The organism is Sporosarcina sp. P25 (assembly GCF_002743235.1).
Lineage (GTDB): Bacteria > Bacillota > Bacilli > Bacillales_A > Planococcaceae > Sporosarcina > Sporosarcina ureae_B.
Genome location: NZ_PDYV01000014.1, coordinates 22340 through 46356, shown reverse-complemented (window position 1 = coordinate 46356; position 24017 = coordinate 22340). Strand labels below are relative to the sequence as shown.

Annotated in this window: 26 protein-coding genes; 25 read left to right on the top strand and 1 reads right to left on the bottom strand. The window is 41.9% G+C overall.

The annotated features are described in order from the left end of the window. The first annotated feature begins 19 nt into the window (after positions 1-19). Genes CSV70_RS12195 through spoVM form a run of 6 tightly spaced genes read left to right on the top strand, consistent with a single transcriptional unit; the run spans position 20 to position 5161 of the window. On the top strand, positions 20-778 hold the full coding sequence (locus tag CSV70_RS12195) for a Stp1/IreP family PP2C-type Ser/Thr phosphatase (protein WP_099626348.1): 759 nt from the start codon (positions 20-22) through the stop codon (positions 776-778). Beyond that, positions 775-2769: a Stk1 family PASTA domain-containing Ser/Thr kinase gene (gene pknB, locus CSV70_RS12190; protein ID WP_099628694.1), complete on the top strand. Its 1995-nt coding sequence runs from the start codon at positions 775-777 to the stop codon at positions 2767-2769. The genes CSV70_RS12195 and pknB overlap by 4 nt, the downstream gene beginning before the upstream one ends. Positions 2770-2781: 12 nt before the next feature. Then, positions 2782-3663 carry a ribosome small subunit-dependent GTPase A gene (gene rsgA, locus CSV70_RS12185; protein WP_085133201.1) on the top strand — a complete coding sequence of 294 codons (882 nt, stop codon included), beginning with the start codon at positions 2782-2784 and terminating at the stop codon, positions 3661-3663. Positions 3664-3665: 2 nt separating this feature from the next. Next, on the top strand, positions 3666-4334 hold the full coding sequence (rpe, locus tag CSV70_RS12180; protein ID WP_085133202.1) for a ribulose-phosphate 3-epimerase: 669 nt from the start codon (positions 3666-3668) through the stop codon (positions 4332-4334). Next, a complete protein-coding gene (locus tag CSV70_RS12175) occupies positions 4331-4984 on the top strand; it encodes a thiamine diphosphokinase (RefSeq protein WP_085133203.1) in 654 nt (217 codons plus the stop codon). Before rpe ends, CSV70_RS12175 begins: the two co-directional genes overlap by 4 nt. A 6-nt stretch (positions 4985-4990) precedes the next feature. Beyond that, positions 4991-5161 carry a stage V sporulation protein SpoVM gene (gene spoVM, locus CSV70_RS16935; protein WP_369822360.1) on the top strand — a complete coding sequence of 57 codons (171 nt, stop codon included), beginning with the start codon at positions 4991-4993 and terminating at the stop codon, positions 5159-5161. Between the two features lie 228 nt (positions 5162-5389). Here spoVM and rpmB read toward each other — a convergent pair whose 3' ends face one another. Further along, positions 5390-5578, bottom strand: coding sequence for a 50S ribosomal protein L28 (gene rpmB, locus CSV70_RS12165; protein ID WP_029052334.1), 189 nt, complete (start codon positions 5576-5578; stop codon positions 5390-5392). A gap of 215 nt (positions 5579-5793) precedes the next feature. On the opposite strand from rpmB, the gene CSV70_RS12160 reads away from it, so the two are divergent. The 19 genes from CSV70_RS12160 to lepB all read left to right on the top strand — a co-directional run bounded on the left by CSV70_RS12160 (position 5794) and on the right by lepB (position 24009). Beyond that, a complete protein-coding gene (locus CSV70_RS12160; RefSeq protein WP_029052333.1) occupies positions 5794-6156 on the top strand; it encodes an Asp23/Gls24 family envelope stress response protein in 363 nt (120 codons plus the stop codon). Positions 6157-6174: 18 nt separating this feature from the next. Next, positions 6175-7830, top strand: coding sequence for a DAK2 domain-containing protein (locus CSV70_RS12155; RefSeq protein WP_099626353.1), 1656 nt, complete (start codon positions 6175-6177; stop codon positions 7828-7830). 117 nt (positions 7831-7947) lie between these two features. Beyond that, positions 7948-9987 (top strand): ATP-dependent DNA helicase RecG, encoded by a 2040-nt coding sequence (recG, locus tag CSV70_RS12150; protein WP_099628695.1) that lies wholly within the window; start codon positions 7948-7950, stop codon positions 9985-9987. Between the two features lie 100 nt (positions 9988-10087). Next, positions 10088-10660, top strand: a complete 573-nt coding sequence (fapR, locus tag CSV70_RS12145) for a transcription factor FapR (RefSeq protein WP_085133207.1) — start codon at positions 10088-10090, stop codon at positions 10658-10660. A gap of 6 nt (positions 10661-10666) precedes the next feature. Continuing rightward, a complete protein-coding gene (gene plsX / locus CSV70_RS12140) occupies positions 10667-11659 on the top strand; it encodes a phosphate acyltransferase PlsX (protein WP_099626355.1) in 993 nt (330 codons plus the stop codon). Continuing rightward, positions 11656-12600: an ACP S-malonyltransferase gene (gene fabD, locus CSV70_RS12135; RefSeq protein ID WP_099626356.1), complete on the top strand. Its 945-nt coding sequence runs from the start codon at positions 11656-11658 to the stop codon at positions 12598-12600. Before plsX ends, fabD begins: the two co-directional genes overlap by 4 nt. Beyond that, on the top strand, positions 12600-13346 hold the full coding sequence (gene fabG / locus CSV70_RS12130; RefSeq protein WP_085133670.1) for a 3-oxoacyl-[acyl-carrier-protein] reductase: 747 nt from the start codon (positions 12600-12602) through the stop codon (positions 13344-13346). Before fabD ends, fabG begins: the two co-directional genes overlap by 1 nt. Positions 13347-13457: 111 nt before the next feature. Beyond that, the gene (locus CSV70_RS12125) at positions 13458-13697 is read left to right on the top strand and encodes an acyl carrier protein (protein ID WP_085133672.1); all 240 of its coding nucleotides are present in this window, start codon (positions 13458-13460) and stop codon (positions 13695-13697) included. A gap of 106 nt (positions 13698-13803) precedes the next feature. Next, positions 13804-14571: a ribonuclease III gene (rnc, locus tag CSV70_RS12120; protein ID WP_085133210.1), complete on the top strand. Its 768-nt coding sequence runs from the start codon at positions 13804-13806 to the stop codon at positions 14569-14571. 2 nt (positions 14572-14573) lie between these two features. Continuing rightward, positions 14574-18131, top strand: a complete 3558-nt coding sequence (smc, locus tag CSV70_RS12115) for a chromosome segregation protein SMC (RefSeq protein ID WP_158232371.1) — start codon at positions 14574-14576, stop codon at positions 18129-18131. A gap of 12 nt (positions 18132-18143) precedes the next feature. After that, a complete protein-coding gene (ftsY, locus tag CSV70_RS12110; RefSeq protein ID WP_099628697.1) occupies positions 18144-19166 on the top strand; it encodes a signal recognition particle-docking protein FtsY in 1023 nt (340 codons plus the stop codon). Positions 19167-19229: 63 nt separating this feature from the next. Continuing rightward, on the top strand, positions 19230-19556 hold the full coding sequence (locus tag CSV70_RS12105) for a putative DNA-binding protein (RefSeq protein ID WP_085133213.1): 327 nt from the start codon (positions 19230-19232) through the stop codon (positions 19554-19556). A gap of 12 nt (positions 19557-19568) precedes the next feature. Beyond that, a complete protein-coding gene (gene ffh, locus CSV70_RS12100) occupies positions 19569-20924 on the top strand; it encodes a signal recognition particle protein (protein ID WP_085133214.1) in 1356 nt (451 codons plus the stop codon). A 92-nt stretch (positions 20925-21016) separates the two neighbouring features. After that, a complete protein-coding gene (rpsP, locus tag CSV70_RS12095) occupies positions 21017-21289 on the top strand; it encodes a 30S ribosomal protein S16 (RefSeq protein WP_029052320.1) in 273 nt (90 codons plus the stop codon). A gap of 15 nt (positions 21290-21304) precedes the next feature. After that, positions 21305-21538, top strand: coding sequence for a KH domain-containing protein (locus CSV70_RS12090; RefSeq protein ID WP_085133215.1), 234 nt, complete (start codon positions 21305-21307; stop codon positions 21536-21538). 76 nt (positions 21539-21614) lie between these two features. Next, entirely contained in the window at positions 21615-22130 is a 516-nt protein-coding gene (gene rimM, locus CSV70_RS12085; RefSeq protein ID WP_085133216.1) for a ribosome maturation factor RimM, read from the top strand. Continuing rightward, entirely contained in the window at positions 22130-22867 is a 738-nt protein-coding gene (gene trmD / locus CSV70_RS12080; RefSeq protein WP_099628706.1) for a tRNA (guanosine(37)-N1)-methyltransferase TrmD, read from the top strand. Before rimM ends, trmD begins: the two co-directional genes overlap by 1 nt. 127 nt (positions 22868-22994) lie before the next feature. Then, entirely contained in the window at positions 22995-23339 is a 345-nt protein-coding gene (gene rplS, locus CSV70_RS12075; RefSeq protein ID WP_085133217.1) for a 50S ribosomal protein L19, read from the top strand. Between the two features lie 106 nt (positions 23340-23445). Continuing rightward, the gene (gene lepB / locus CSV70_RS12070; protein WP_099626358.1) at positions 23446-24009 is read left to right on the top strand and encodes a signal peptidase I; all 564 of its coding nucleotides are present in this window, start codon (positions 23446-23448) and stop codon (positions 24007-24009) included. Positions 24010-24017 lie beyond the last annotated feature (8 nt).

Genomic DNA, 24017 nt, shown 5'->3' with positions numbered 1-24017 from the left:
TTGGAATGGAGGGTAGTCTATGGAATATGAAATACGCTCAGATACAGGACAGAAACGAACTGTGAATGAAGACGAAGCAGCCGTATTCGTTCATTCTGAAAAGCAGACGATACTCGCAGTCATAGCAGATGGAATGGGCGGTCATAAGGGCGGAGATTATGCTAGTGCTACGGCGGTGCGTATGATAGGCGAGCTATTCATGTCTGCCGACAAAGAAGTCGTAACGGAGCAGGATTGGATTGACTTGTTGTATGATGCGATAGTGGATATTAACCAGTTTTTGTATACTACTGCGCAGGAAGATGACACGTATAAAGGCATGGGAACAACGCTAGACCTCGCATTGATCTTGGATGATCACTGTGTAGTTTTTCATGTGGGAGACAGCCGGATTTATCAAGTGACAGGCAAAGCAATTCGGCAAATTACAAAAGACCATTCTTTTGTTAATGTACTGATTGATAGCGGAGAAATTACGGAACAAGAAGCCGAAGTGCATCCGCAACGTAATTGGATTATGAAAGCGGTAGGTTCGGAGAAATCCATCGTACCTGACCGTTACACATTTTCATTACTGTCACATTCGTTTTTATTACTTTGTACAGATGGTTTAAGCAATAAAATCGAAAAAGAAACTATGCTTGATATTATGTTAAATGAAAATTCATTAGCAGAAAAAGCGGATGAGTTCATAGACTTAGCGAACCAGCGTGGTGGGGAAGATAATATTACTGTCATACTACTGGCTATTCCTGAAATTGAGGTGAATCCCGTATGATTGGAAAGCGAATCGGTAAACGATACGAAATTATTCGGGTGATCGGTGACGGAGGTATGTCCAGAGTTTACTTGGCACACGATATAATCCTCGACCGCGATGTGGCGATCAAAGTATTGCATTATGATTTTGCCAATGAAGAAGAGTTAAAAAAACGATTCCAGCGGGAAGCACTTTCCGCTACGAGCCTGACACACCCTCATATTGTAAATATTTTTGATGTTGGCCAAGAAGATGAACTCCATTACTTGGTGATGGAATACATAGCCGGCAAAACACTGAAAGACTATATCCATACTCATGGCGCATTGTCGGCAGAACAGGCTGTGTCTATTATGAAGCAACTTGTATCTGCTATATCACACGCTCATCATAACGGTATTGTTCATCGTGACATTAAACCTCAAAATGTATTGATGAACGGTGAGGATGATGTGAAGATAACAGACTTTGGAATTGCCATGGCGTTGAATTCTACAGCACATACGAAGACGAACTCTGTTATTGGAACTGTTCACTATCTGTCTCCTGAACAAGCTAGAGGCGGCATGGCTACGAAACGCTCAGATATATATTCACTCGGAATCGTATTTTATGAATTACTTACTGGACAGTTACCGTTTTCCGCGGAGACAGCTGTGGCGATTGCGTTAAAACACTTACAAGAAGAGACCCCATCCGTCCGGGATCAATTTCCTGAAATACCTCAAAGTGTAGAAAATGTTATCCTAAAGGCGACAGCTAAGGATTCATCCTATCGCTATGCGTCTGCAGATGATATGTATGATGATTTACTAACGGTCCTATCTCAAGACCGATTGAATGAAAGTAAATTCGCCTTGCCGTTTGATGATGACAAGACAATGGCTATTCCTGCCATTAAAGATGCTTCAAAATCCACCGTTATTGAAGACACAATGAAAGTAGATCCCGTAAAACCTGAACCGCTAGCACCTGTAAAAAAGAAAAAAAAGAAATGGCCATATGTTTTAGCGGGTAGTCTGTTGCTACTAGCATTACTGACACTGCTATTGGTGATGATGATGAAACCGAAAGAAATCATTGTACCTGAAGTAGTAGGGGAAGAAGAGCTTGTTGCTGCAGAGATACTTGAAAAAGAAGGCTTTGTCATAGATGAGCGTTTTGAAGAGACATCCGATGAATACACAGCGGGACAAGTCATTAAAACAGTGCCTCAAGCCGGAAAGAAACGTAAAGAGGGAGACGGCGTGAAATTATTTATTAGCGCTGGTAAAGATCCTATGGTGCTTAGTGATTATACGGGTCGTAACTTTGAAGCGACAAAACGCTTTTTAGATGGTTACGGATTTTTACCTATTGAATCAGTCGAAGTCTTTTCCGACGAGCCGAAAGGAACAATTCTCAGCCAGCAACCTGAAGCAGAACAGTCTGTTATTCCGGAAGAAACTAAGTTGATCTTCACTGTAAGTAAAGGCAGGGAGTTGCAATCTCTTGATGATTTGTCAGGTATGTCCGCTAAACAACTAGAAGACTATGCGAATACATCTGGACTGAAGATCCACATCGTCAGTGAAGAACATTCGGATAAAGTGGATAAAGGATATGTTATTTCACAAAAGCCTTCTAAAGGTGAAAAAATGGAAAAAGGGCAACGAGTGGATGTCGTGGTTTCGAAAGGGCCTCCGTCCAAGCCGGTTAAATTGTTGGTAAAGACTGTGACGATTCCATATGACTATCCCGAAGAACCGACAGTTGAAAATGATGAAGATGAAATAGATTCAGAAACAGACCCGAAACCTCAATCGGAAATCATTCCTCAGAAAGTCCAGATTTATATACAGGATCGCACACACACGATGAATGATCCTATGGAGGAATTTGAGATTACTGAAGATACGACACGTAAGATTACGATCGAACTTCTAGAAGGAGAGCGTGGAGGTTATAAAATCATGCGCGATCAAACAGTGATTGAGGAAGATAAGTTCAACTATGCAGATTTAGAATAGAGGAGGAGTTCGATGGCTGAAGGCCAAATCCGAAAAGCGATCAGTGGGTTTTATTACGTAGAACATAAAGGGAATTTAATTCAATGTAAAAGCCGTGGGGTTTTTCGATTAAAGAAAATTAATCCTTTGGTAGGAGACTTCGTTACGTATGTACCTGACGGAGCCAATGATGCGACGATTACAGATGTTCATCAAAGGAAAAGCGAGTTAGTTAGACCGCCCATTGCCAATGTAGATCAAGTATTACTGGTTTTTTCGGTAGTGGAACCAAATATGAGTCTTCGTTTACTAGACCGTTTCTTAACAGTCATTGAATCACATCAATTAGAACCAATTTTGTATATTTCTAAAGAAGATATCGCCAACCCTAAGACGTTGGAAGAAAACGAAAAAAATCTCGCATATTATCGACATATCGGGTATACCGTTCTACGTAATGTAGAGAATAAGCATTCTTTGCTTGAAACACTTCGCCCATATTTTAGCGGTAAAACTACCGTACTTGCAGGTCAGTCAGGTGTGGGAAAATCCACGTTATTGAATACGATATTACCTGAACTGCAACTAAAAACCGGTGTGATCTCAGATGCGCTTGGTCGAGGAAAACATACTACACGTCATGTAGAGTTATTGGAAGTGGCAGATGGCTTGGTCGCTGATACACCTGGGTTCAGTTCTCTGGATTTCGAACATATCGAAAAAGAAGAACTGCGGGATTATTTTGTGGAGATTTCAGAAGCTGGTGAAGGTTGTAAATTTAGAGGATGTCTTCATGTGAAAGAACCAGGTTGTGCAGTGAAAGCCCAAGTAGAAGAAGGCATAATTTTGGAAGGTCGCTACGAGAATTATTTGCTGTTCTTGCAAGAAATTACGGATAGAAAGCCGAGGTATTAATTATGATAAAAATTGCGCCATCTATTTTAGCTGCAAACTTTGCAAAGCTTGGTGAAGAAGTGAATGAAGTCGAAAAAGCAGGTGCTGAATTAATTCACATCGATGTAATGGACGGACATTTCGTACCGAATATCACAATGGGCCCCATTGTCGTCGAAGCGTTGCGTCCGTTGACGGGGCTACCGCTTGATGTCCATTTGATGATTGAAAATCCGGACGATTATATCGAGGCCTTTGCGACAGCGGGTGCGGATTATATTACTGTACATGTAGAAGCATGCCCTCACTTGCATAGAACATTGCAATTGATTAAATCGACAGGTGCGAAACCAGGTGTTGTATTGAATCCGCATACACCGGTTGAGCAAATCATGCATGTACTTGAAGATATTGACATGGTATTGTTTATGACAGTCAATCCAGGTTTTGGCGGACAGTCGTTTATTCATTCCGTGCTACCAAAAGTGAAGCAACTTTCTGATATGATCAAAGAACGAAATCTTTCTATTGAAATCGAGATCGATGGGGGGATCAACGAAGAAACAATTAAGCCTTGTGTGGAAGCGGGTGCGACTATTTTTGTTGCAGGTTCGGCAATTTACGGTAAAGAAGACCGTGCAAAAGCACTTCAAGCTATTAAAGCAGCCGGTGAAAGTGTGATGGCGAAATGAAATATGCCATCGTGTGTGCAGCGGGCCCTATAGATGAAGTGGTTAACTTAGCTGAATACGATCAAGAAGATACTGTGTACATCGGTGTAGATCGCGGTGCGTTGTATTTATTGGAAAAAGGTATTCAGCCCAATGAAGCAGTTGGCGACTTTGATTCTGTGACGAAAGAGCAGTTTGAACAGATTCACTCGAACGTAGAAATTGTCCATCATGTGAATGAAGATAAAGATGAGACAGACACAGAACTGGCTGTACAGCGAGCGCTTGCATATGAACCCGATTATATCGTCTTGACTGGCGTGACAGGTGGTCGCTTGGATCACTTACAGTCTGCTTTGCATTTATTGTATCGTATGCAAGCAGAAAATCGTAAAGTGAAGTTCAAAATACACAATACTACGAATGATATCCGTGTCATGCTTCCTGGTGTAAGACGTGTAAAGAAAGATTCACGCTATCCGTATACTTCCTTTTTTTCGTTCGGCCCCGTCGTGACAGGGTTGACGTTGACAGGATTCAAATATGAAACGGTGAACGAACGATTAGAAATTGGTGTAACACGTTTTACAAGTAATGAAACAGTGGCGGATGTTTGTACTATCTCCTTCCGTGAGGGCATATGCTTAATGGTAAGGAGTTCAGATTCCTGAAAGGAGTTGGGGGATTTGCGAGTATACACATTCACGCTTCCGAAGTTTGTCAGTAACATTGTAAGAAAGTGCGCAGTAGCTTTCCAAAAGGACAGCCGTACTAAAACAACCGTTGCTGCCAATCCAAAAGCCGCCAAGACAAAAAAACGCAAAAAAGAAAAATCACAAAGCGCCTAATAAGGTGCTTTGTGTTTTTTTGTTTTTAGAAAGGCAAAAAAGCGCCTTTCTGGTAATTCCTCCAACATCTGTCGAGGCTACCCAGGCGCTTTCATCTTTAGATTACATCTAGCTTCAGACGGCAACCGCTCGGGACACTTCAGGCTAGAAGATAAAGGCAAAAACCGCCTTTTTCTTCTAGCCTTCCAGTGCCTGTCGCGGCTAGACGCCGTCTTCAGCTTTAGATTATTATACTCGTTGTACTTTGCCTGATTTTAAAGCTCTTGCAGATACCCAAACGCGTTTAGGTTTGCCGTCGATTAGGATTCTAACTTTTTGAAGGTTAGCGCCCCAAGTGCGCTTGCTAGAGTTCAAAGCGTGAGAACGAGTGTTTCCAGAACGTGCTTTACGTCCAGTAATAACACATTGTTTAGCCATTTTAGTTCCTCCTCGTGAATTTATTTAGCGATTCACGTTACAATTCGCATACCATAGTACTTTATCATAAGCATCGTATCGATGCAACAATTTTTTTTGATACTTTCAAGGTTTTTTCCTTTACACTATATTTTAACGGTTTCAATACTTTCATTCCTGATGATTTCCCGTATAATGTACGTATGATGTGTCTAGAGATGGGGAGGAGAAGAGGAATGTCAATCGAACTGAAAAATGAGCATGGTACGATAGATATTACAAATGATGTAATTGCGCAAGTAGTCGGAGAGGCTGCGGTCGAGTGTTATGGAATTGTGGGGATGGCTTCCCAACACCAAATTCGCGATGGGCTTACAGAAATTCTTCGCAAAGAAAACTATTCTCGCGGCGTGATTGTACGTAACGAGGGAGATGCATTCCATATCGATATCTACGTCATCATGAGTTATGGCACGAAAATTACTGAAGTGGCCTATCAAGTACAATCCAAAGTGCAATATATAGTGAAAACCACGTTAGGTTTATCAGTAAGTTCAATAAATATTTTTGTTCAGGGAGTTCGTGTAACGAACGTGTAAAAGGAGGCCTTTAAGTCAATGACTTCAATCAATGGATTGCATTTTGCGAAGATGGTAGAAATGGGTTCGCATCATCTTCATCAAAATGCGGATTATGTGGATTCTTTAAATGTATTCCCGGTGCCAGATGGCGATACGGGAACGAATATGAATTTATCCATGACATCCGGTGCAAAGGAAACAGAAAGAAATGCTCAAGAACATATCGGTTTGACGGCACAGGCATTTTCAAAAGGGTTACTTATGGGTGCCCGTGGAAATTCAGGTGTGATTTTATCCCAGTTATTCAGAGGATTCAGCAAGCAAATTGAGAATGAATCGGAAGTAAACGTAAAGCAATTTGCGGAAGCACTTAAATACGGTGTGGATACAGCCTACAAAGCTGTTATGAAGCCTGTAGAAGGAACTATTTTGACAGTCGCCAAAGATGCAGCTAATGCGGCGGTTGAGCACGTAGAAGATGCATCGGATTTAACAGCCTTACTAGAAATTATTGTGCAAGAAGCTAAAGCTTCGCTGAAACGGACGCCTGATCTACTGCCAGTGTTAAAAGAGGTAGGAGTAGTAGATAGTGGTGGACAAGGGCTCGTATATGTGTATGAAGGATTTTTGGCATGTCTAAAAGGTGAGGACTTACCTGAGAAGGTAGTTATGCACTCAATGGATGATTTAGTGATGACAGAGCATCACCGCAGTATACAAGGTTTCATGAACTCAGAAGACATCGAGTTTGGCTACTGTACGGAATTCATGGTCAAATTGGATTCGGGTAAGTTGCTCGACAAACCATTTGATGAGGCAACGTTCCGTCAAGACTTAAGCGAACTAGGTGACTCACTGCTCGTCATTTCAGATGATGAAGTAGTAAAAGTACATATTCACACTGAAGAACCTGGAGATGCTTTATCTTATGGGAAAAAATATGGTTCATTGACGAAGATGAAGATCGATAATATGCGTGAGCAACACAGTGATATTATGGAACGAGATGAAGCGTCAATAGCAAAACCTATCCAGCATAAATACGCAATTGTTACGGTTTCGATGGGTGAAGGAATTGCAGAACTTTTGAAAAGTATCGGAGCATCTGCCGTGATTGAGGGCGGTCAGACGATGAATCCTTCAACGGAGGATATTGTCAAAGCAATTCAGGAAATCGGTGCAGAACGAGTATTGATCTTGCCGAATAATAAAAACATCATCATGGCAGCTGAGCAAGCAGCTGAAGTATTGGAAATTGAAGCGGCGGTTGTGGCGACGAAAACCGTTCCGGAAGGCTTGGCGGCTATTTTGGCATTCAACCCTGAAGCTACAGTAGAGAAGAATGCGAAAGCAATGTTACAAGCGGCATCTGCTATTAAAACCGGTCAAGTCACTTATGCCGTTCGTGACACATCGATTGATGGTGTAACGATCCGTAAAGATGACTTCATGGGAATCGCACAAGGGAAAATCACTAGCTCCAATTCTTCATTAGAGGGTGTGACAAAGAACCTCATTTCTTCTATGATTGATGAAGAAGATGAGATCGTCACGATTATTTATGGTGAAGATGTAACGCGTGAAGAAGCAGAAAAGATTAGTAGCTATATCGAAGAACAATTCGAGCATGTGGATATAGAATTGTATGCAGGAAAACAGCCGCTCTATCCATATATTATCTCTGTTGAATAAATACATTACGTTGTCCTGTAAGTAGGGGCAACGTTTTTATTATCCCGCCTTTTCATGGTAGACTAAAAAGAAGAACATTCGTTTTCTAATGAGATATGGGAAGGAGGTATTCTTCACGTGGAGAACATCTTGAAAAATAGTGTAGGTACAGTAAAAGGGATAGGGAAAACAACAACTGAACAATTCGAAAAGCTAGGAATTTTGACGATTGAAGATTTGTTATATACTTTCCCGTATCGCCATGAAGATTTTCGTATGAGAGATTTGACTGAAACGCCGCATGGTGAGCGTGTCACAGTAGAAGGCCGAGTAGAGTCCGAACCGGCAGTGTTTTATTCAGGGAAAAACCGCTCCAGAATGCAAGTTCGTTTATTGGTCGGCCATCACTTGGTGAAAGCTGTATTTTTCAATCAGCATTACTTAAAAGACCGTCTGCACACGGGAATGCAAATAAGTATTACGGGAGCATGGGATCGTGGTCGTCAGACGATTACGGTGAATCGTCTACATGCCGGTGAGCAAACTGATTTTGAGCCGGTTTATAGTTTGAAGGGGATTATGCATCAAAAAACGTTTCGTCGTTATATGCGCACAGTAATAGACTTAACAGCCCAAGACATAGAAGAGACACTACCGCGTGAGATGTTGGAAGTATACAAGCTGCCTTCTATAGCCCAAGCACTAGAGATGGTCCATTTCCCGACTAAAGCTGAAGACGTTAAGCATGCTCGAAGACGTTTTGTTTATGAGGAATTATTACTTTTTCAGTTGAAAATTCAAGGAATGAAAAAACTACGCAAAGAACAAGAAAAAGGACTTGTTATTCAATATGATTTGGATTTGCTAAAGAAGTTCATCAGTACGTTGCCATTTGAATTAACGAATGCGCAAAAACGTGTGGTGAATGAATTATGTGCAGAACTGAAATCACCACTGCGTATGAATCGTTTACTGCAAGGAGATGTGGGGTCAGGTAAGACAGCTGTCGCAGCCATAGCTCTGTATGCAGCGGTTACTGCAGGATTCCAGGGGGCATTGATGGCGCCAACAGAAATATTAGCTGAACAACACGCTGAATTATTAGCCAACTGGTTCGAACCATTCGGTGTAACTGTTGCTTTTCTTGCTGGATCTACGAAAGCGAAAGCCAGAAAGGAGTTGTTGGAACGCTTAGAAGCTGGGGAGATTGACTTGCTGATCGGTACGCATGCGCTCATCCAACCTGAAGTGCAGTTTCATAAACTGGGCTTTGTCGTGACAGATGAACAACACCGTTTCGGAGTGCAACAACGTCGTGTCTTGCGAGATAAAGGCTTAAATCCAGATGTACTATTCATGACTGCAACTCCTATTCCAAGAACATTAGCGATTACGGTATTTGGGGAAATGGATGTTTCGATCTTAGATGAACTACCAGCAGGACGAAAAGAAATTGAAACACATTGGTTGAAAGAAGACTCTTTACTGCCTGTATTACAGAAGATGGAAAAAGAGTTGCGTGCAGGAAGGCAGGCGTACGTCATTTGTCCGTTGATCGAGGAATCCGATAAATTGGATGTCCAAAACGCAGTCGAGGTGCATGCAGAATTGAACAATTATTTCGGTGGTCGCTATACTGTAGGCTTGATGCATGGTCGATTGCCTTCAGCTGAAAAGGACCAAGTCATGCGGGAATTCAGTGAAGGACAGTTAAACATCCTTGTTTCCACGACAGTTGTAGAAGTAGGTGTCAATGTACCGAACGCAACTTTCATGCTGATTTATGATGCCACGAGATTCGGTCTGGCTCAGTTACACCAATTAAGGGGACGTGTAGGACGAGGATCAGATCAGTCGTATTGTGTATTGCTCGCTAATCCGTCGACAGAAGAAGGAAAGATGCGAATGCAATCGATGACAGAAACAAACGACGGATTTATTTTAGCTGAAAAAGATTTGGAGCTGCGCGGGTCAGGAGATATTTTTGGTAAGAAGCAAAGTGGAATGCCAGAATTTAAAATGGCTGACTTGGTCCATGATTTCAAAGCACTCTCTATAGCGCGTGATGATGCGGAACGTTTGTTAAATTCGGATGCATTTTGGACAAATGACGAGTATGCAACGTTACGCGGACGTCTTGAGCAGTCGGGCGCACTCACTGATAAGCGGATAGACTAATAGACGTGAACGTAGTAAATTCGATAACCTCTTGCAATCTGATTTACCTCTTTATATACTTAGTGTTAATACCAAGTGCTAATCTAGAGGGGTGTAGTAATTGAGAGTTCCGAAACAGGAGAGGCAACAATTACTCGTAACGCTGCTTGAAAAAGATCCATTTCTAACAGATGAAGACATTGCCAGGCATTTTTCCGTGAGCATCCAAACCGTGCGGCTGGATCGGTTAGAATGTCGTATTCCGGAATTGCGAGAGCGGTTAAAATCCGTAGCATCTCAACAAATGTTAGGTACAGTGAAGTCTATGCAAGCTGAAGAAATCTTTGGAGAAATTGTTGATGTGGAATTGGATAATAAAGCGATTTCAATTTTTGATGTAAAAGAAGTGCATGTATTTAAACGAAATGGTATTGCCAGAGGTCATCATTTATTTGCACAGGCGAATTCATTAGCCGTAGCTGTCTTGGATGATGACTTAGCATTGACGGTTCGTTCCTCACTGCACTTCCAAAAGCCAGTTAGAGCTGGTGATCGGGTAGTGTCTCGTGCTACTGTACGCAAGGAAACCTTGAAAAATAAAAGTACGGTAGTCGATGTCCTGTCGACAGTGGAAAGTGAACCTGTTTTCTCGGGGGAGTTTCAAATGTATCGTACAACAAAAAAAGGCGGGTAATTACATATGATTATTGCAGTAGACGCAATGGGTGGAGATAATGCACCAGAGGAAATTGTGAAAGGAGTATTACAGAGCCTTCATGCATTTGATGACATTAGAATACATATATTTGGTGATGAGCAAAAAATGGCACCATTCCTCGAAACACATCCGCGCCTTCAAGTAGTACACTGCTCCGAAATCATTGAACCTGATGATGAGCCAGTGCGTGCAATTCGAAAGAAAAAAGATGCATCCATGGTCCGTATGGCGCAAGCGGTAAAAGATGGCGAGGCACAGGCATGTGTGTCGGCTGGTAATACAGGTGCTCTCATGGCGGCAGGACTCTTTATCGTTGGTCGCTTGGAAGGTATTCAAAGACCAGCACTGGCACCGACTTTACCGACGATTGACGGTAGCGGATTCGTGTTATTGGATGCTGGGGCGAATTCAGATAGTAAACCTTCGCAGTTGGCGCAGTTTGCCGTCATGGGCAGTGTTTACGCCGAGAAAGTTCGCGGCATTGACAAACCACGTGTGGGCCTATTAAATATCGGTACAGAGGCTGGAAAAGGTAATGAGCTGACAAAACTTGCCTTTGAAGAGTTGCAAGCTGCACCTATACACTTCATCGGTAACGTGGAGTCGCGTGACTTGTTAAATGGTGTGGCAGATGTCGTTGTCACAGACGGCTTTACGGGGAATATGGTGTTGAAAACTATTGAAGGTACGGCAATGAATGTATTTTCCATGATCAAAGAAGTGTTCATGTCTTCGTTGAAAACCAAGCTTGCGGCTGGATTAGTCAAAGATGATCTAAAAGATTTGAAGAATAAGATGGATTACGCGGAGTATGGTGGAGCGGGCTTATTTGGTTTGAACCATCCTGTCATCAAAGCACATGGTTCGTCGAATGCCAACGCACTTTTTAATGCGGTTCGCCAAGCAAGAACCATGGTACAATACCAAGTATGCGAAACAATTAAAAAAACAATCGGAGAGGAAGAGGAATCTTGAGTAAACTGGCATTTGTTTTCCCGGGACAAGGCTCACAAGCTGTAGGGATGGGGAAAGTATTCACAGAGAAGAATGAAGCATGTAAGGTATTCTTGCAAAAAGCTGATGAAGCTCTTGGTTTTGAACTGAGCTCATTGATGCTAGAAGGTCCTCAAGATGAATTGACGTTGACTTATAACGCTCAACCAGCTCTACTCACGGTGGGTGCGATGATTGCAGCGCGTTTGGAAGAAGAAGGCATTACGCCAGACTATACAGCGGGACATAGCCTGGGTGAGTATACCGCCCTTGTTGAATCCAAAGTTCTTTCATTTGAAGATGCGGTAGTTGCTGTTCATAAAAGAGGTCTGTATATGAATGAAGCGGTACCAGCAGGTAAGGGTGCCATGGCGGCCATACTTGGAATGGATCGTGATGTATTGGAGTCGATCACATCGAACATCACAGAGTCGGGACATCCTGTGCAACCAGCCAACTTAAACTGCCCTGGCCAAATTGTTATTTCCGGTGCCAAAGAGGGTGTGGATAAAGCATGTACAGCCTTGAAGGAAGCGGGTGCGAAACGTGCACTGCCATTGAATGTAAGTGGACCTTTCCACTCCGTTCTAATGCAACCAGCAGCTGGAGAGTTACAAAAGACGCTCGAAGGTATTGAAATGAAGGATGCAGTAATTCCGATCATCGCGAACGTTACGGCAGATGAAGTAACAAAGCAGAATGAAATAAAAAAATTACTGGTTGAACAACTGTACTCCCCGGTCCGTTGGGAAGAGTCTATTGAAAAATTGCTTGAATTGGGTGTTACTCGTTTTATAGAGTGCGGACCTGGAAAAGTATTGAGTGGATTGATCCGTAAAATAGACCGTACTGCTAAAGTATACCCAGTATATGATGAAGAAACGCTTGAAAAGTTGCTTGAAGAAGCGAAAGGATGGTCATGATGGGAAGATTCGATGGAAAAACGGCAGTAGTCACAGGAGCTTCTAGAGGGATTGGGCGCACGGTCGCATTACGCTTAGCTTCAGAAGGTGCAAAGGTAGTCGTCAATTATAGCGGTAGCCAAGATCGTGCAGAAACTGTAGCGGCTGAAATTCGTTCAGCGGGCGGAGAAGCGCTCGTATTCCAAGCGAATGTCTCCGATGCTGAACAAGTGAAAGCAATGATGGATGAGACGATTAAACAATTCGGAAGCATTGATATTCTCGTCAATAACGCTGGCATCACCCGAGATAATTTATTGATGCGCATGAAAGAAGACGAGTGGGATGATGTATTGTCAATTAATTTAAAGGGTGTTTTCCTTTGCACTAAGGCCGTCACGCGTCAAATGATGCGTCAGCGCGCAGGAAGGATCGTCAATATGGCTTCTGTTGTAGGGGTTGTAGGAAATGCAGGGCAAGCAAATTACGTGGCGGCTAAAGCAGGAGTTATTGGTTTGACGAAAACAACTGCAAAAGAATTGGCGGCACGTAATATTTTAGTAAATGCCGTTGCTCCAGGATTCATCACAACTGATATGACAGACGAATTGGGTGATGATATGAAAGAGCAATTATTGTCAACGATTCCTTTAGGGAAACTTGGAAGTGCTGAAGATGTAGCGGGAACTGTGGCATTCTTACTATCTGACGAAGCGCAATATATTACCGGTCAAACTATCAATGTCGACGGCGGTATGGTGATGTAAAAGAACTACTTCTTTGAAAGCACTATTTATGGTTGCGTAACGGGGGGGCTAACCTCTATAATTCAATAGTAGCTAATGAGCTGACTTTGGCCTTGAGAGGAGGTGACTATGTTGTCAACAGTACTTGAGCGCGTAACAAAAGTAGTTGTCGACCGTCTAGGCGTCGATGAAAGCGAAGTAAAACCTGAGGCTTCTTTCCGTGAGGATCTTGGAGCTGATTCACTAGATGTAGTAGAACTTGTTATGGAATTTGAAGATGAGTTTGAAACGGAAATTTCTGATGATGATGCAGAGAAAATTGCAACTGTCGGAGATGCAGTAACGTACATTACAGCAAAAGTAGGCGAATGACCTTTTTGGTGAGACACTTTCTTCCTTTCATCTGAAAAGGAGAAAGCGTCTCTTTTCGCTTTACAAGTGTGTACAGACTATTAATAGATGAGAGGCAGAGTAGTTTATGAAAAATAAAAGAACTTCTAAAGAAACGGTATCACACCCTACATTGCCACAAGCTGTACGCGAGAAATTCAGCACACTCCAGCAGAAACTAGGCGTTCAATTTCGGGATGAGAATCTATTGTATAATGCATTTACCCATTCATCCTATGTCAATGAACATCGCCGCAAGAAGTTTTCTGATAATGAACGATTAGAATTCCTTGGAGATGCTGTATTAGAACTTGGGGTATCTAAATTTCTATTCCGTACAGAACCGGCAAAAAGCGAAGGAGAACTGACGAAACTTCGTGCAGCGATTGTTTGTGAGCCATCACTTGTTAAGTTTTCAAATGAATTGAACTTTGGAGACTATATTCTTCTTGGCAAGGGTGAAGAACTAACTGGTGGAAGAATGCGTCCTGCATTATTAGCGGATGTATTTGAAGCGTATATTGGTGCGCTTTACTTGGATCAAGGCATGGAAGTCGTTGAAGAGTTCCTAAAGCGAATCGTTTTTCCGAAAATTAGTATCGGAGCTTTTTCGCATGTGACAGATTATAAGAGTCGCCTGCAAGAATTGGTGCAGCAAAAAAATAACGGACCCCTTCAATATGAAGTCATTGAAGAAAAAGGTCCTGCACATGCGAAAAAGTTTGTTACAGTCGTTAATCTTAATGAACAACGACTTGGAAAAGGAATCGGCAAATCCAAGAAAGAAGCCGAACAGGAAGCTGCCCGTCGTGCGATAGAACATTTATTGATGCAGACAACCGAAGGGGAGAACTAATCGTGTTTTTGAAGAGGCTGGAAATCGCAGGCTTTAAATCTTTCGCGGAAAAAATCCATATAGATTTCGTACCGGGAGTCACGGCGATCGTAGGACCTAACGGAAGTGGAAAAAGTAATATTATTGATGCGATTCGTTGGGTGCTCGGTGAACAATCTGCAAAATCATTGCGTGGTAGTAAAATGGAAGACGTCATTTTCGCAGGCAGTGATTCTCGGAAAGCAGTTAATTTTGCAGAAGTCACACTCATTTTGGATAATACACAAAATTTATTTCCGCTTGATTACACTGAAATCAGTGTAACTAGAAGGGTTTTTCGATCTGGAGACAGTGCGTATCTACTGAACGGTCAGACTTGCAGGTTAAAAGACATCACCACGCTATTTATGGATTCGGGATTGGGTAAAGAAGCATTTTCTATTATTTCGCAAGGTCGTGTAGATGAGATTTTAAATAGCCGTGCTGATGAAAGACGCAATGTCTTTGACGAGGCGGCGGGTGTATTAAAGTATAAAACACATAAACTACAAGCGGAACATAAATTATTTGAGACGACGGATAATTTAGATCGCGTACTGGATATACTAAAAGAAATCGATGATCGACTTGTTCCCCTAGAAAAAGAAGCAGGTCTGGCTCGTAAAGCGTCTACATTGCGTTCTGAACTTCGCGAAGCGGATGTTCGTTTACTCCATCACGACGCTTCTTCTTTGCAACAGCAGATTTCTGAAATAGCAGCAGTTGTGAAAAATGATGAAGCCGAACAGCGAAAGATTTCGGATACTCTCACACAATATGAAAAAGATCTGGATATTGATAAGAAAGGCCTTGTGAAAGTAGAGCTTCAACTGGATGAGTACCAAAACGAATTGATCAAACAGACTGCAGAAGTTGAAAAGTGGGAAGGTAGAAGATTGCTGTCCGTTGAAAAGACTCGAAATACGAAGCAACAAGTGGAGCGTATTAGACAAGAGTTGCAAACAGCGGAAGAAACTCAACGAATGGCTAAAGACAAACATCGTGCTATGCAGATGAAGCAGAAAACTGCTCAGCGTGAGCTTGAAGAAGTTACGAAAGAAAGTAAGCAAGTCACGGCTATGTTGAATAGTTCATTAAAAGAAACGGAACAGCAAATTGAACAGTTGAAATCTGTTTATATTGAGCGGCTCAATGAAGAGGCTACTGTGCGCAGTGAAATCAAGCATGTAGAAGAGCGGCTTCAGGGAGAAAAATCTTCTACAGAAAAGATTACCGTTCAGACTACTTTACTTTCCGAACGAAAACAACAACTAGCTAAAGAACAGCAGGAGAAAATCCAGCAAAAAATGACTGTTCAAAAACAGCTAGATGAGCTAGAAAATTCCGCTAAAGCTTGTCAACAACAATTAACAGCAGAAGAACAACGTTTATCTACGCAACAGCAAGTTCTACAGAAAGCATTGCGTAAACAATCCGAAATGCAAGGAAGACTTCGTGCTCTGGAAAGTCTTGAAAAGGATTTTTCAGGGTTCTATTCAGGTGTCAAAGAAGTACTTCATGCGAAGAAACAGCAACGTATACAAGGGATCGAAGGAGCTGTAGTGGAACTCATTACGACGGAACCGGCTTATACAAAGGCAATCGAAACAGCTCTTGGTGGTGCTATGCAACATATCATTACCACGACTGAGCATGATGCAAGACGGGCCATCGGTTATTTAAAAACGAAAAATTTCGGTCGCGCTACGTTTCTTCCTATGGATATCTTAAAGCCACGTGAACTTCCTATGAATAGCCGGCAAGTACTTTCTCAACAGCACGGCTTCATCGGTACAGCATTTGAACTCATTCAAACGTCCGCAGCATATGAGTCAGTTGCCAAAAATTTATTGGGTCAGACGATTATTGCTAATGATTTAGAAACTGCATCAGGTTTAGCTAAAACAATAGGACACCGCTATCGTATAGTGACACTTGATGGGGATATTATAAACGCTGGCGGTTCATTGACAGGTGGCGGTGCGAAAGGTCAGTCCACGCTGTTTTCCCGCAAGGCTGAACTGGAGACTCTTTCCAATCAACTGCAAAAAATGGATCAATCTATTCAGCAGGCTACCGCACTAACTTCAGAAACTCGCAATTTAGTTGGTGCGAGTTTACATCTTCGTGATCAATTGCGTGTAAAGTTAGAAGAAACCCAACAGAAAAAGTCCCTAATCCATGCGTCATTACAAGAAACTGAAATGGAATTGCGTTCCGTCGAAATGGAAATATCCACAATTGAAATCGGACGTACAGATACTGTCTCTGCAGAAAAGCAGTTGTCGACTAAAAAACAAGATTTACAAATCCGACATGAAGCATTGAAAAGGGAACTTCAAGAGACGTTGGAAAAGTTAGAAGGTTTAGAAAGACTAGTAGAGAATAGACGCGAAGAACAGCAGTCCTTGCAGAAGAGATTACATGACTTACAGCAAAAAAGTGCAGTATTGAAAGAGCAGAACGCCTATCATTCAAGCAGTATATTAGAAACAATCACTCAAATAGATGAATTAGACTTGATAATTAATCGTTTGCAAGAAGAACAGCATTATGTGCAGGAGTTTGTCATTGGCAAGGAATTAACACCTGAAGAAATAGAGAAGCAAAGTCAGCAAGCGAATGACACAAAAAAATACTTACAACAAACGATCGAGATGGAAAAAGCTGAGCGTGTTAAGCAAGCTAAACGTGTTCGTGATCATGAACAGCGTATTAAAACGATCAGACAACAAGTAGGTACTATTTCTGAGCGTTTGAATACACTAAGGATCCAGTTATCCAGACTCGAAACACAATATGAAACGGTCAGAGATCGATTGGATGAAGAGTATGGCTTACGGCCGAATGAATTGCATCTTGAAGCATTGGATATTCCGCTACTTCGCAAAACGGTAGAGAATTGTAAGCAACAACTAGCTAAGATAGGACCTATCAACCCGAATGCAATTCAGGAATTTGAAGAAGTTTCAGAACGTCATGAGTTTTTACAATCACAACGTAATGACTTGGTTGAAGCTAAAAACACGTTGCAAGAAGCAATGGCAGAAATGGATCAGGAAATGAAGAGTCGCTTCGAGACAACGTTTGAAGCAATCCGCAGTCATTTTCGTCGCGTGTTTAAGGACATGTTCGGTGGAGGAGAAGCAGATCTTGTATTAACGGATCCAACCAACTTACTGACTACGGGAATTGATATCATGGCACGACCTCCAGGAAAGAAGTTGCAGAATTTACGTTTGTTATCTGGGGGGGAACGTGCATTAACTGTTATTTCCTTGCTGTTCTCTATTCTAGAAGTTCGCCCCGTGCCTTTTTGCATTTTAGATGAAGTGGAAGCGGCACTGGATGAAGCGAACGTGGTACGATATAGTAATTATTTAAAGAAAGTTTCGGACCAGACGCAATTCATCGTGATCACGCATCGAAAAGGTACGATGGAAGGTGCAGACGTCCTGTACGGCATTACGATGCAAGAATCGGGTGTTTCGAAATTGCTTTCTGTTAAACTATCTGAAATGGCAGAAGAAATCAGTAGCTAAGGAGTGAAATGAATGTCTTTCTTTAAGAAGATAAAAGATAAAATATCAGGAACGAACGAAGCGGTAGCAGAGAAGTTTAAAGATGGATTGACGAAGACGCGCGATTCATTTACATCGAAAGTTAACGATTTAGTGTTTAGATTCCGTGTCGTCGATGAAGAATTTTTTGAAGAACTGGAAGAAGTGTTACTTCAAGCGGATGTTGGTTTTGAAACAGTTATGGAATTGATTGATTTGCTAAAAGAAGAAGTGCAACGTAAAAATATTAAAAACACGACAGGTATGCAGTCATTGATTTCTGAGAAGCTTGTAGAAATTTATAATTCAGGTGAAACAGTTTCCAGCGAATTGAATATCGAAGAAGGTAGATTGAACGTAATTTTGATGGTTGGCGTAAACGGCGTAGGTAAAACGACAACGATCGGTAAAATGGCTGCCCGCCTCAAAAAAGAAGGCAAAACCGTTATGTTGGCTGCTGGAGATACATTCCGAGCAGGTGCGATTGAACAGCTTGTTGTCTGGGGAGAGCGCACGGGCGTAGAAGTCGTTCGTCAGGCGGAAGGTTCAGATCCAGCTGCCGTTATTTTTGATGCGGTGAAAGCAGCTAAGAAGCGTAACGTTGATGTTTTAATCTGTGATACAGCTGGTCGCTTACAAAATAAAGTGAACTTGATGAATGAGCTGGAAAAAGTACACCGCATTATTGGCCGCGAAATTGAAGGCGCGCCACATGAAGTATTGTTAGCGTTGGATGCGACGACTGGACAGAACGCATTAATCCAAGCGCAGACATTTAACGAAGTAACAAATGTTACGGGTATTGTATTGACGAAACTAGACGGTACAGCAAAAGGCGGTATCGTGCTCGCAATTCGCAATAAGCTCGATATTCCGGTGAAGTTTGTCGGTCTTGGTGAAGGTATTGATGATTTACAACCGTTCGATCCGGAGAAATATGTCTATGGATTATTTGCGAACGGATTAGAAATGGAAGAAACTGAAGAACATGGAAACGAAATCGAAGAAGACAAGTAAAATCACTTGACAGCAATACGTGTGCGCGATACTATATAATAGTGACTGAAGGAGGTCGTGATCTTGCTTGAAAAAACGACAAGAGTGAACTTCCTCTTTGATTTTTATCAATCATTATTAACTGACAAACAACGTTTATATATGCAATTATATTATTTAGATGATCTTTCTCTCGGTGAAATCGCTGAGCAATATGGCGTATCGAGACAGGCTGTGTATGACAATGTGAAACGGACTGAGGCTATGCTCGAAGATTACGAGAAGAAACTCAATTTGTTTGAAAAGCATGAAGGTCGACTTGAAATTGTAGAGTTGCTAGAAGAAATGGTACCTACTGAAAATTCAAATCGCTTCATGAAATTGCTACATACCTTAAAAGACTTTGAATAGGGGGGATTGTCTATGGCATTTGAAGGTCTAGCCGAACGCCTGCAAGGAACAATGAATAAAATTACAGGCAAAGGTAAAATTAACGAAGCTGACGTAAAAGAAATGATGCGTGAAGTGCGTTTTGCGCTAATTGAAGCAGACGTTAACTTGAAAGTCGTTAAACAATTTGTCAAGACGGTCAGCGAGCGCTCAGTAGGTCAGGACGTAATGAAAAGTTTGACACCTGGTCAGCAAGTAGTGAAAATCGTAAAAGACGAATTAACGAATCTAATGGGTGGAGAACAAAACCCCATTCAATTCGCACGTAAATCACCTACAGTCATCATGATGGTAGGTTTGCAAGGTGCTGGTAAAACAACAACTACCGGTAAATTGGCTACAGTTTTACGTAAAAAACATAATAAGAAACCTTTGCTTGTGGCAGCAGATATTTATCGCCCAGCAGCGATCCAGCAACTCGAAACTTTGGGAAAACAGATTACCGTACCTGTATTTTCTATGGGCACCGATCAGTCACCTGTTGAAATTGCCCGCAAAGCAATGGAAGAGGCGGAACGTGAGCATAATGATGTGGTAATCATTGATACTGCAGGTAGACTCCATGTGGATGAAGCGCTCATGCAAGAATTGAAAGATATTCGTGAGTTAACTAATCCCGATGAAGTATTTCTCGTAGTAGATGCCATGACAGGTCAAGATGCAGTCAACGTGGCAAAAAGTTTCGATGATACAATCGGAATCACTGGCGTCATTTTGACAAAACTTGATGGGGACACACGTGGTGGTGCGGCGTTATCGATTCGTACCGTTACAGAAAAACCTATCAAATTTGTCGGTATGGGCGAGAAGATGGATGCACTTGAACCATTCCATCCAGAGCGTATGGCGTCACGGATACTTGGTATGGGCGATGTCATGTCTTTGATTGAAAAAGCACAAGAAAACGTGGACGAGGATAAAGCGAAAGAGTTAGAGCAGAAATTGCGCACTCAAAGCTTTACACTTGACGACTTTCTTGATCAAATGCAACAGGTAAAGAAGATGGGACCACTCGACGAAATCTTAAAAATGATGCCGGGCGCGAATAAGATCAAAGGACTCGACAATGCCAAAGTGGATGAGAGTCAAATGGGTCGTGTAGAAGCAGTTATTTATTCCATGACGCTTGCTGAACGCGAGAACCCAGAAATTATTAATGCGAGCCGCAAAAAAAGAATTGCTGCAGGATCTGGAACTTCTACACAGGAAGTCAACCGTTTGCTAAAGCAGTTTGAGGAAATGAAGAAAATGGTTAAGCAAATGACCAATATGCAACAAAAAGGTAAGAAGAAAGGTAAAATGCCTGGTTTTGATGCGTTTTTTAAATAAAATAGAGGGTGTTAAGAAAAAAACCTTTACAAACAAATAAAACCTTGGTAATATACTATCTTGTGTGAAACTATTCGGAGGTGTAGATAATAATGGCAGTTAAAATTCGTCTAAAACGTATGGGAGCTAAGAGATCTCCTTTTTATCGTATTGTAGTAGCTGATGCACGTGCACCACGTGACGGCCGTCAAATCGATCAGGTTGGTACATACAACCCGCTTACAAAGCCAGCAACAGTTGAAATCAACGAAGAATTGGCTTTGAAATGGCTTCAAGATGGAGCAAAACCATCTGATACAGTTCGTAACTTGTTCTCAGAACAAGGTATCATGGAAAAATTCCATAACGCTAAATACAGCAAGTAATTTGGAGGGGTGGACATGAAGCAGCTGATTGAAACAATTGTAAAACCGTTAGTCGATTACCCGGACGACGTGAAAGTGGTATCTGAAGAACAGTCTCAACGAGTCGTTTATCGGTTATCAGTGAATGCGGAGGATATGGGTAAAGTGATCGGGAAGCAAGGTCGTGTGGCAAAAGCGATCCGTACGATTGTTTACTCAGCAGCAGGCAGCCACCACGGCAAAAAAGTGTATTTGGATATCTTGGATTGATCCAAAAGGAAGGAGCCCCGGTTCCTTCCTTTTTTGCACGTATAAATACTTTTATTCATATAATGGAGGCGAAATAATGGAATGGTTTAATGTAGGCACGATTGTTAATACGCATGGTATTAAAGGTGAGGTTCGTGTGATGTCCAAAACAGATTTCCCGGATGAGCGATATGAAGTGGGAAGTGAGCTCGCGATCTTCATGCCGAAAAGCAAAGCACCTACGTTTGTGAAAGTGATCAGTCATCGTAAACATAAAAACTTTGATTTACTGATGTTTGAAGGCTATCCGAATATTAATGACGTCGAGAAGTTCCGAAATGGCGTGATCAAGGTCTCGGAGAAAGAATTGACGGAACTAGAAGAAAATGAATTTTATTATCATGAAATTATTGGCTGCCGTGTGATTACAGAAACTGGAGACGAGATCGGTACGGTTTCAGAAATTATCGAAACAGGTGCTAATGACGTATGGGAAGTAACGCCTGCTGAAGGCAAACCACATTATATCCCGTATATCGAAGATGTTGTAAAAGATATCGATATAGATAAGCAGATTATCACAATTGAATTGATGGATGGTTTGCTTTCATGATGAAAATCGATGTGCTCTCTCTGTTCCCAGAGATGTTTGAGGGTGTACTCCATTCTTCAATCATGAAAAAAGCGCAAGAACAACAAGCCGCATCGTTTAAGGTTACAGATTTTCGTGATTACGCAACAAACAAACATAGAAAAGTCGATGATTATCCGTACGGTGGTGGTGCGGGAATGGTACTAAAACCCGAGCCTCTCTTTGCGGCTGTAGATGCTGTCACTAAACAAAGCACTAGCAAGCCACGTGTTATCTTAATGTGTCCGCAAGGCGAACGGTTCACGCAGAAGAAAGCGGAAGAACTTGCGAAAGAGCAACATCTTGTTTTCATTTGTGGTCACTATGAAGGATACGATGAGAGAATTCGTGAACATTTGGTTACGGATGAAATCTCACTTGGCGACTTTGTATTAACGGGCGGAGAAGTGGCTTCTATGGCCATCATTGATAGTGTAGTACGGTTACTCCCTGACGTTCTAGGTAATAATCTGTCAGCTGTCCACGATTCATTTTCAACGGGTATGCTGGAACATCCACAATACACTCGACCCGCTACATTCAACGGCCTTGAAGTGCCTCCTGTGCTGTTGTCGGGCAATCATGCAGAGATTGATAAGTGGAGAGAAGAGCAGGCATTTCTTCGCACGGCACAACGCCGTCCTGAACTATTGCGAGAAGCACCGTTAACTGAATATCAAAAGAAACTTTACGAGCAATGGTTACAAAAAAGAGACTAAATTTGCTTGATTCGTTAACAGGCGTGTGCTATGATTTATTAAGCGCTTTTTAAGAGCGCCTATTTTACTGTTGTTCCGCTGCAAAGCAAAACGTGCAAGAGCATCAGAAAAGAAGGAGAGAAAAAACATGCAAAAACTAATTGCAGATATTACAAAAGATCAGTTACGCACTGAACACCCTTCATTCCGTCCTGGCGATACACTTCGCTTGCACGTGAAGATCATCGAGGGAACTCGTGAGCGTATCCAGTTATTCGAAGGTATTGTTATCAAACGTCGCGGTGGCGGAATCAGCGAAACTTTCACTGTACGTAAAATTTCAAATGGTGTTGGAGTGGAACGTACATTCCCATTACACACGCCTAAACTAGCTCAAATTGAAGTAACTCGTCGCGGTAAAGTTCGTCGTGCGAAGTTGTACTACCTACGTAAACTACGTGGTAAAGCAGCACGTATTAAAGAACTCCGTTAATAAGATAAACAGAAACGAAGGGGGCCTTGCACTTGGCCTCCTTTCTTTTTGCTCAGAAAGACAATTGGCTGTACAATAATAACAGACAGGGCAGGAGGCTGGATTGATGGAAGAGAAAAAAACGAGAAGTGAAGGACTGGAATGGATCAAAGCATTGTTAATCGCGTTTGGATTGGCCGCCATTATTCGTATCTTTTTATTCACACCAATCGTCGTTGACGGTATTTCTATGATGCCAACATTGGAACATGGTGACCGCATGATCGTTAATAAAATCGGCTATACAATTGGTGAACCGCATCGTTTCGATATAGTAGTATTCCATGCACCTGAACAGAAAGATTATATTAAACGTGTAATTGGACTGCCAGGGGATACAGTGGAGTATAAAGACGATGTACTATATATAAATGATGAGCCGTATGAAGAGCCGTACCTTGATCAATATAAGTCGGAAGTACAAGATGGTACGTTGACGGAAGATTTTACACTGCAGGATGTACCGCAAATCGATGCAAAAACAGTGCCTGAAGATCACATATTTGTAATGGGTGATAACCGTCGGAAAAGTAAAGATTCTAGACATATAGGTGTTGTAGCAATCGATGAAGTCATCGGCAGTACCAGTGTGGTATTCTGGCCAATTAAAGATATTGGTCTTGTGAAATAATGAAAGGA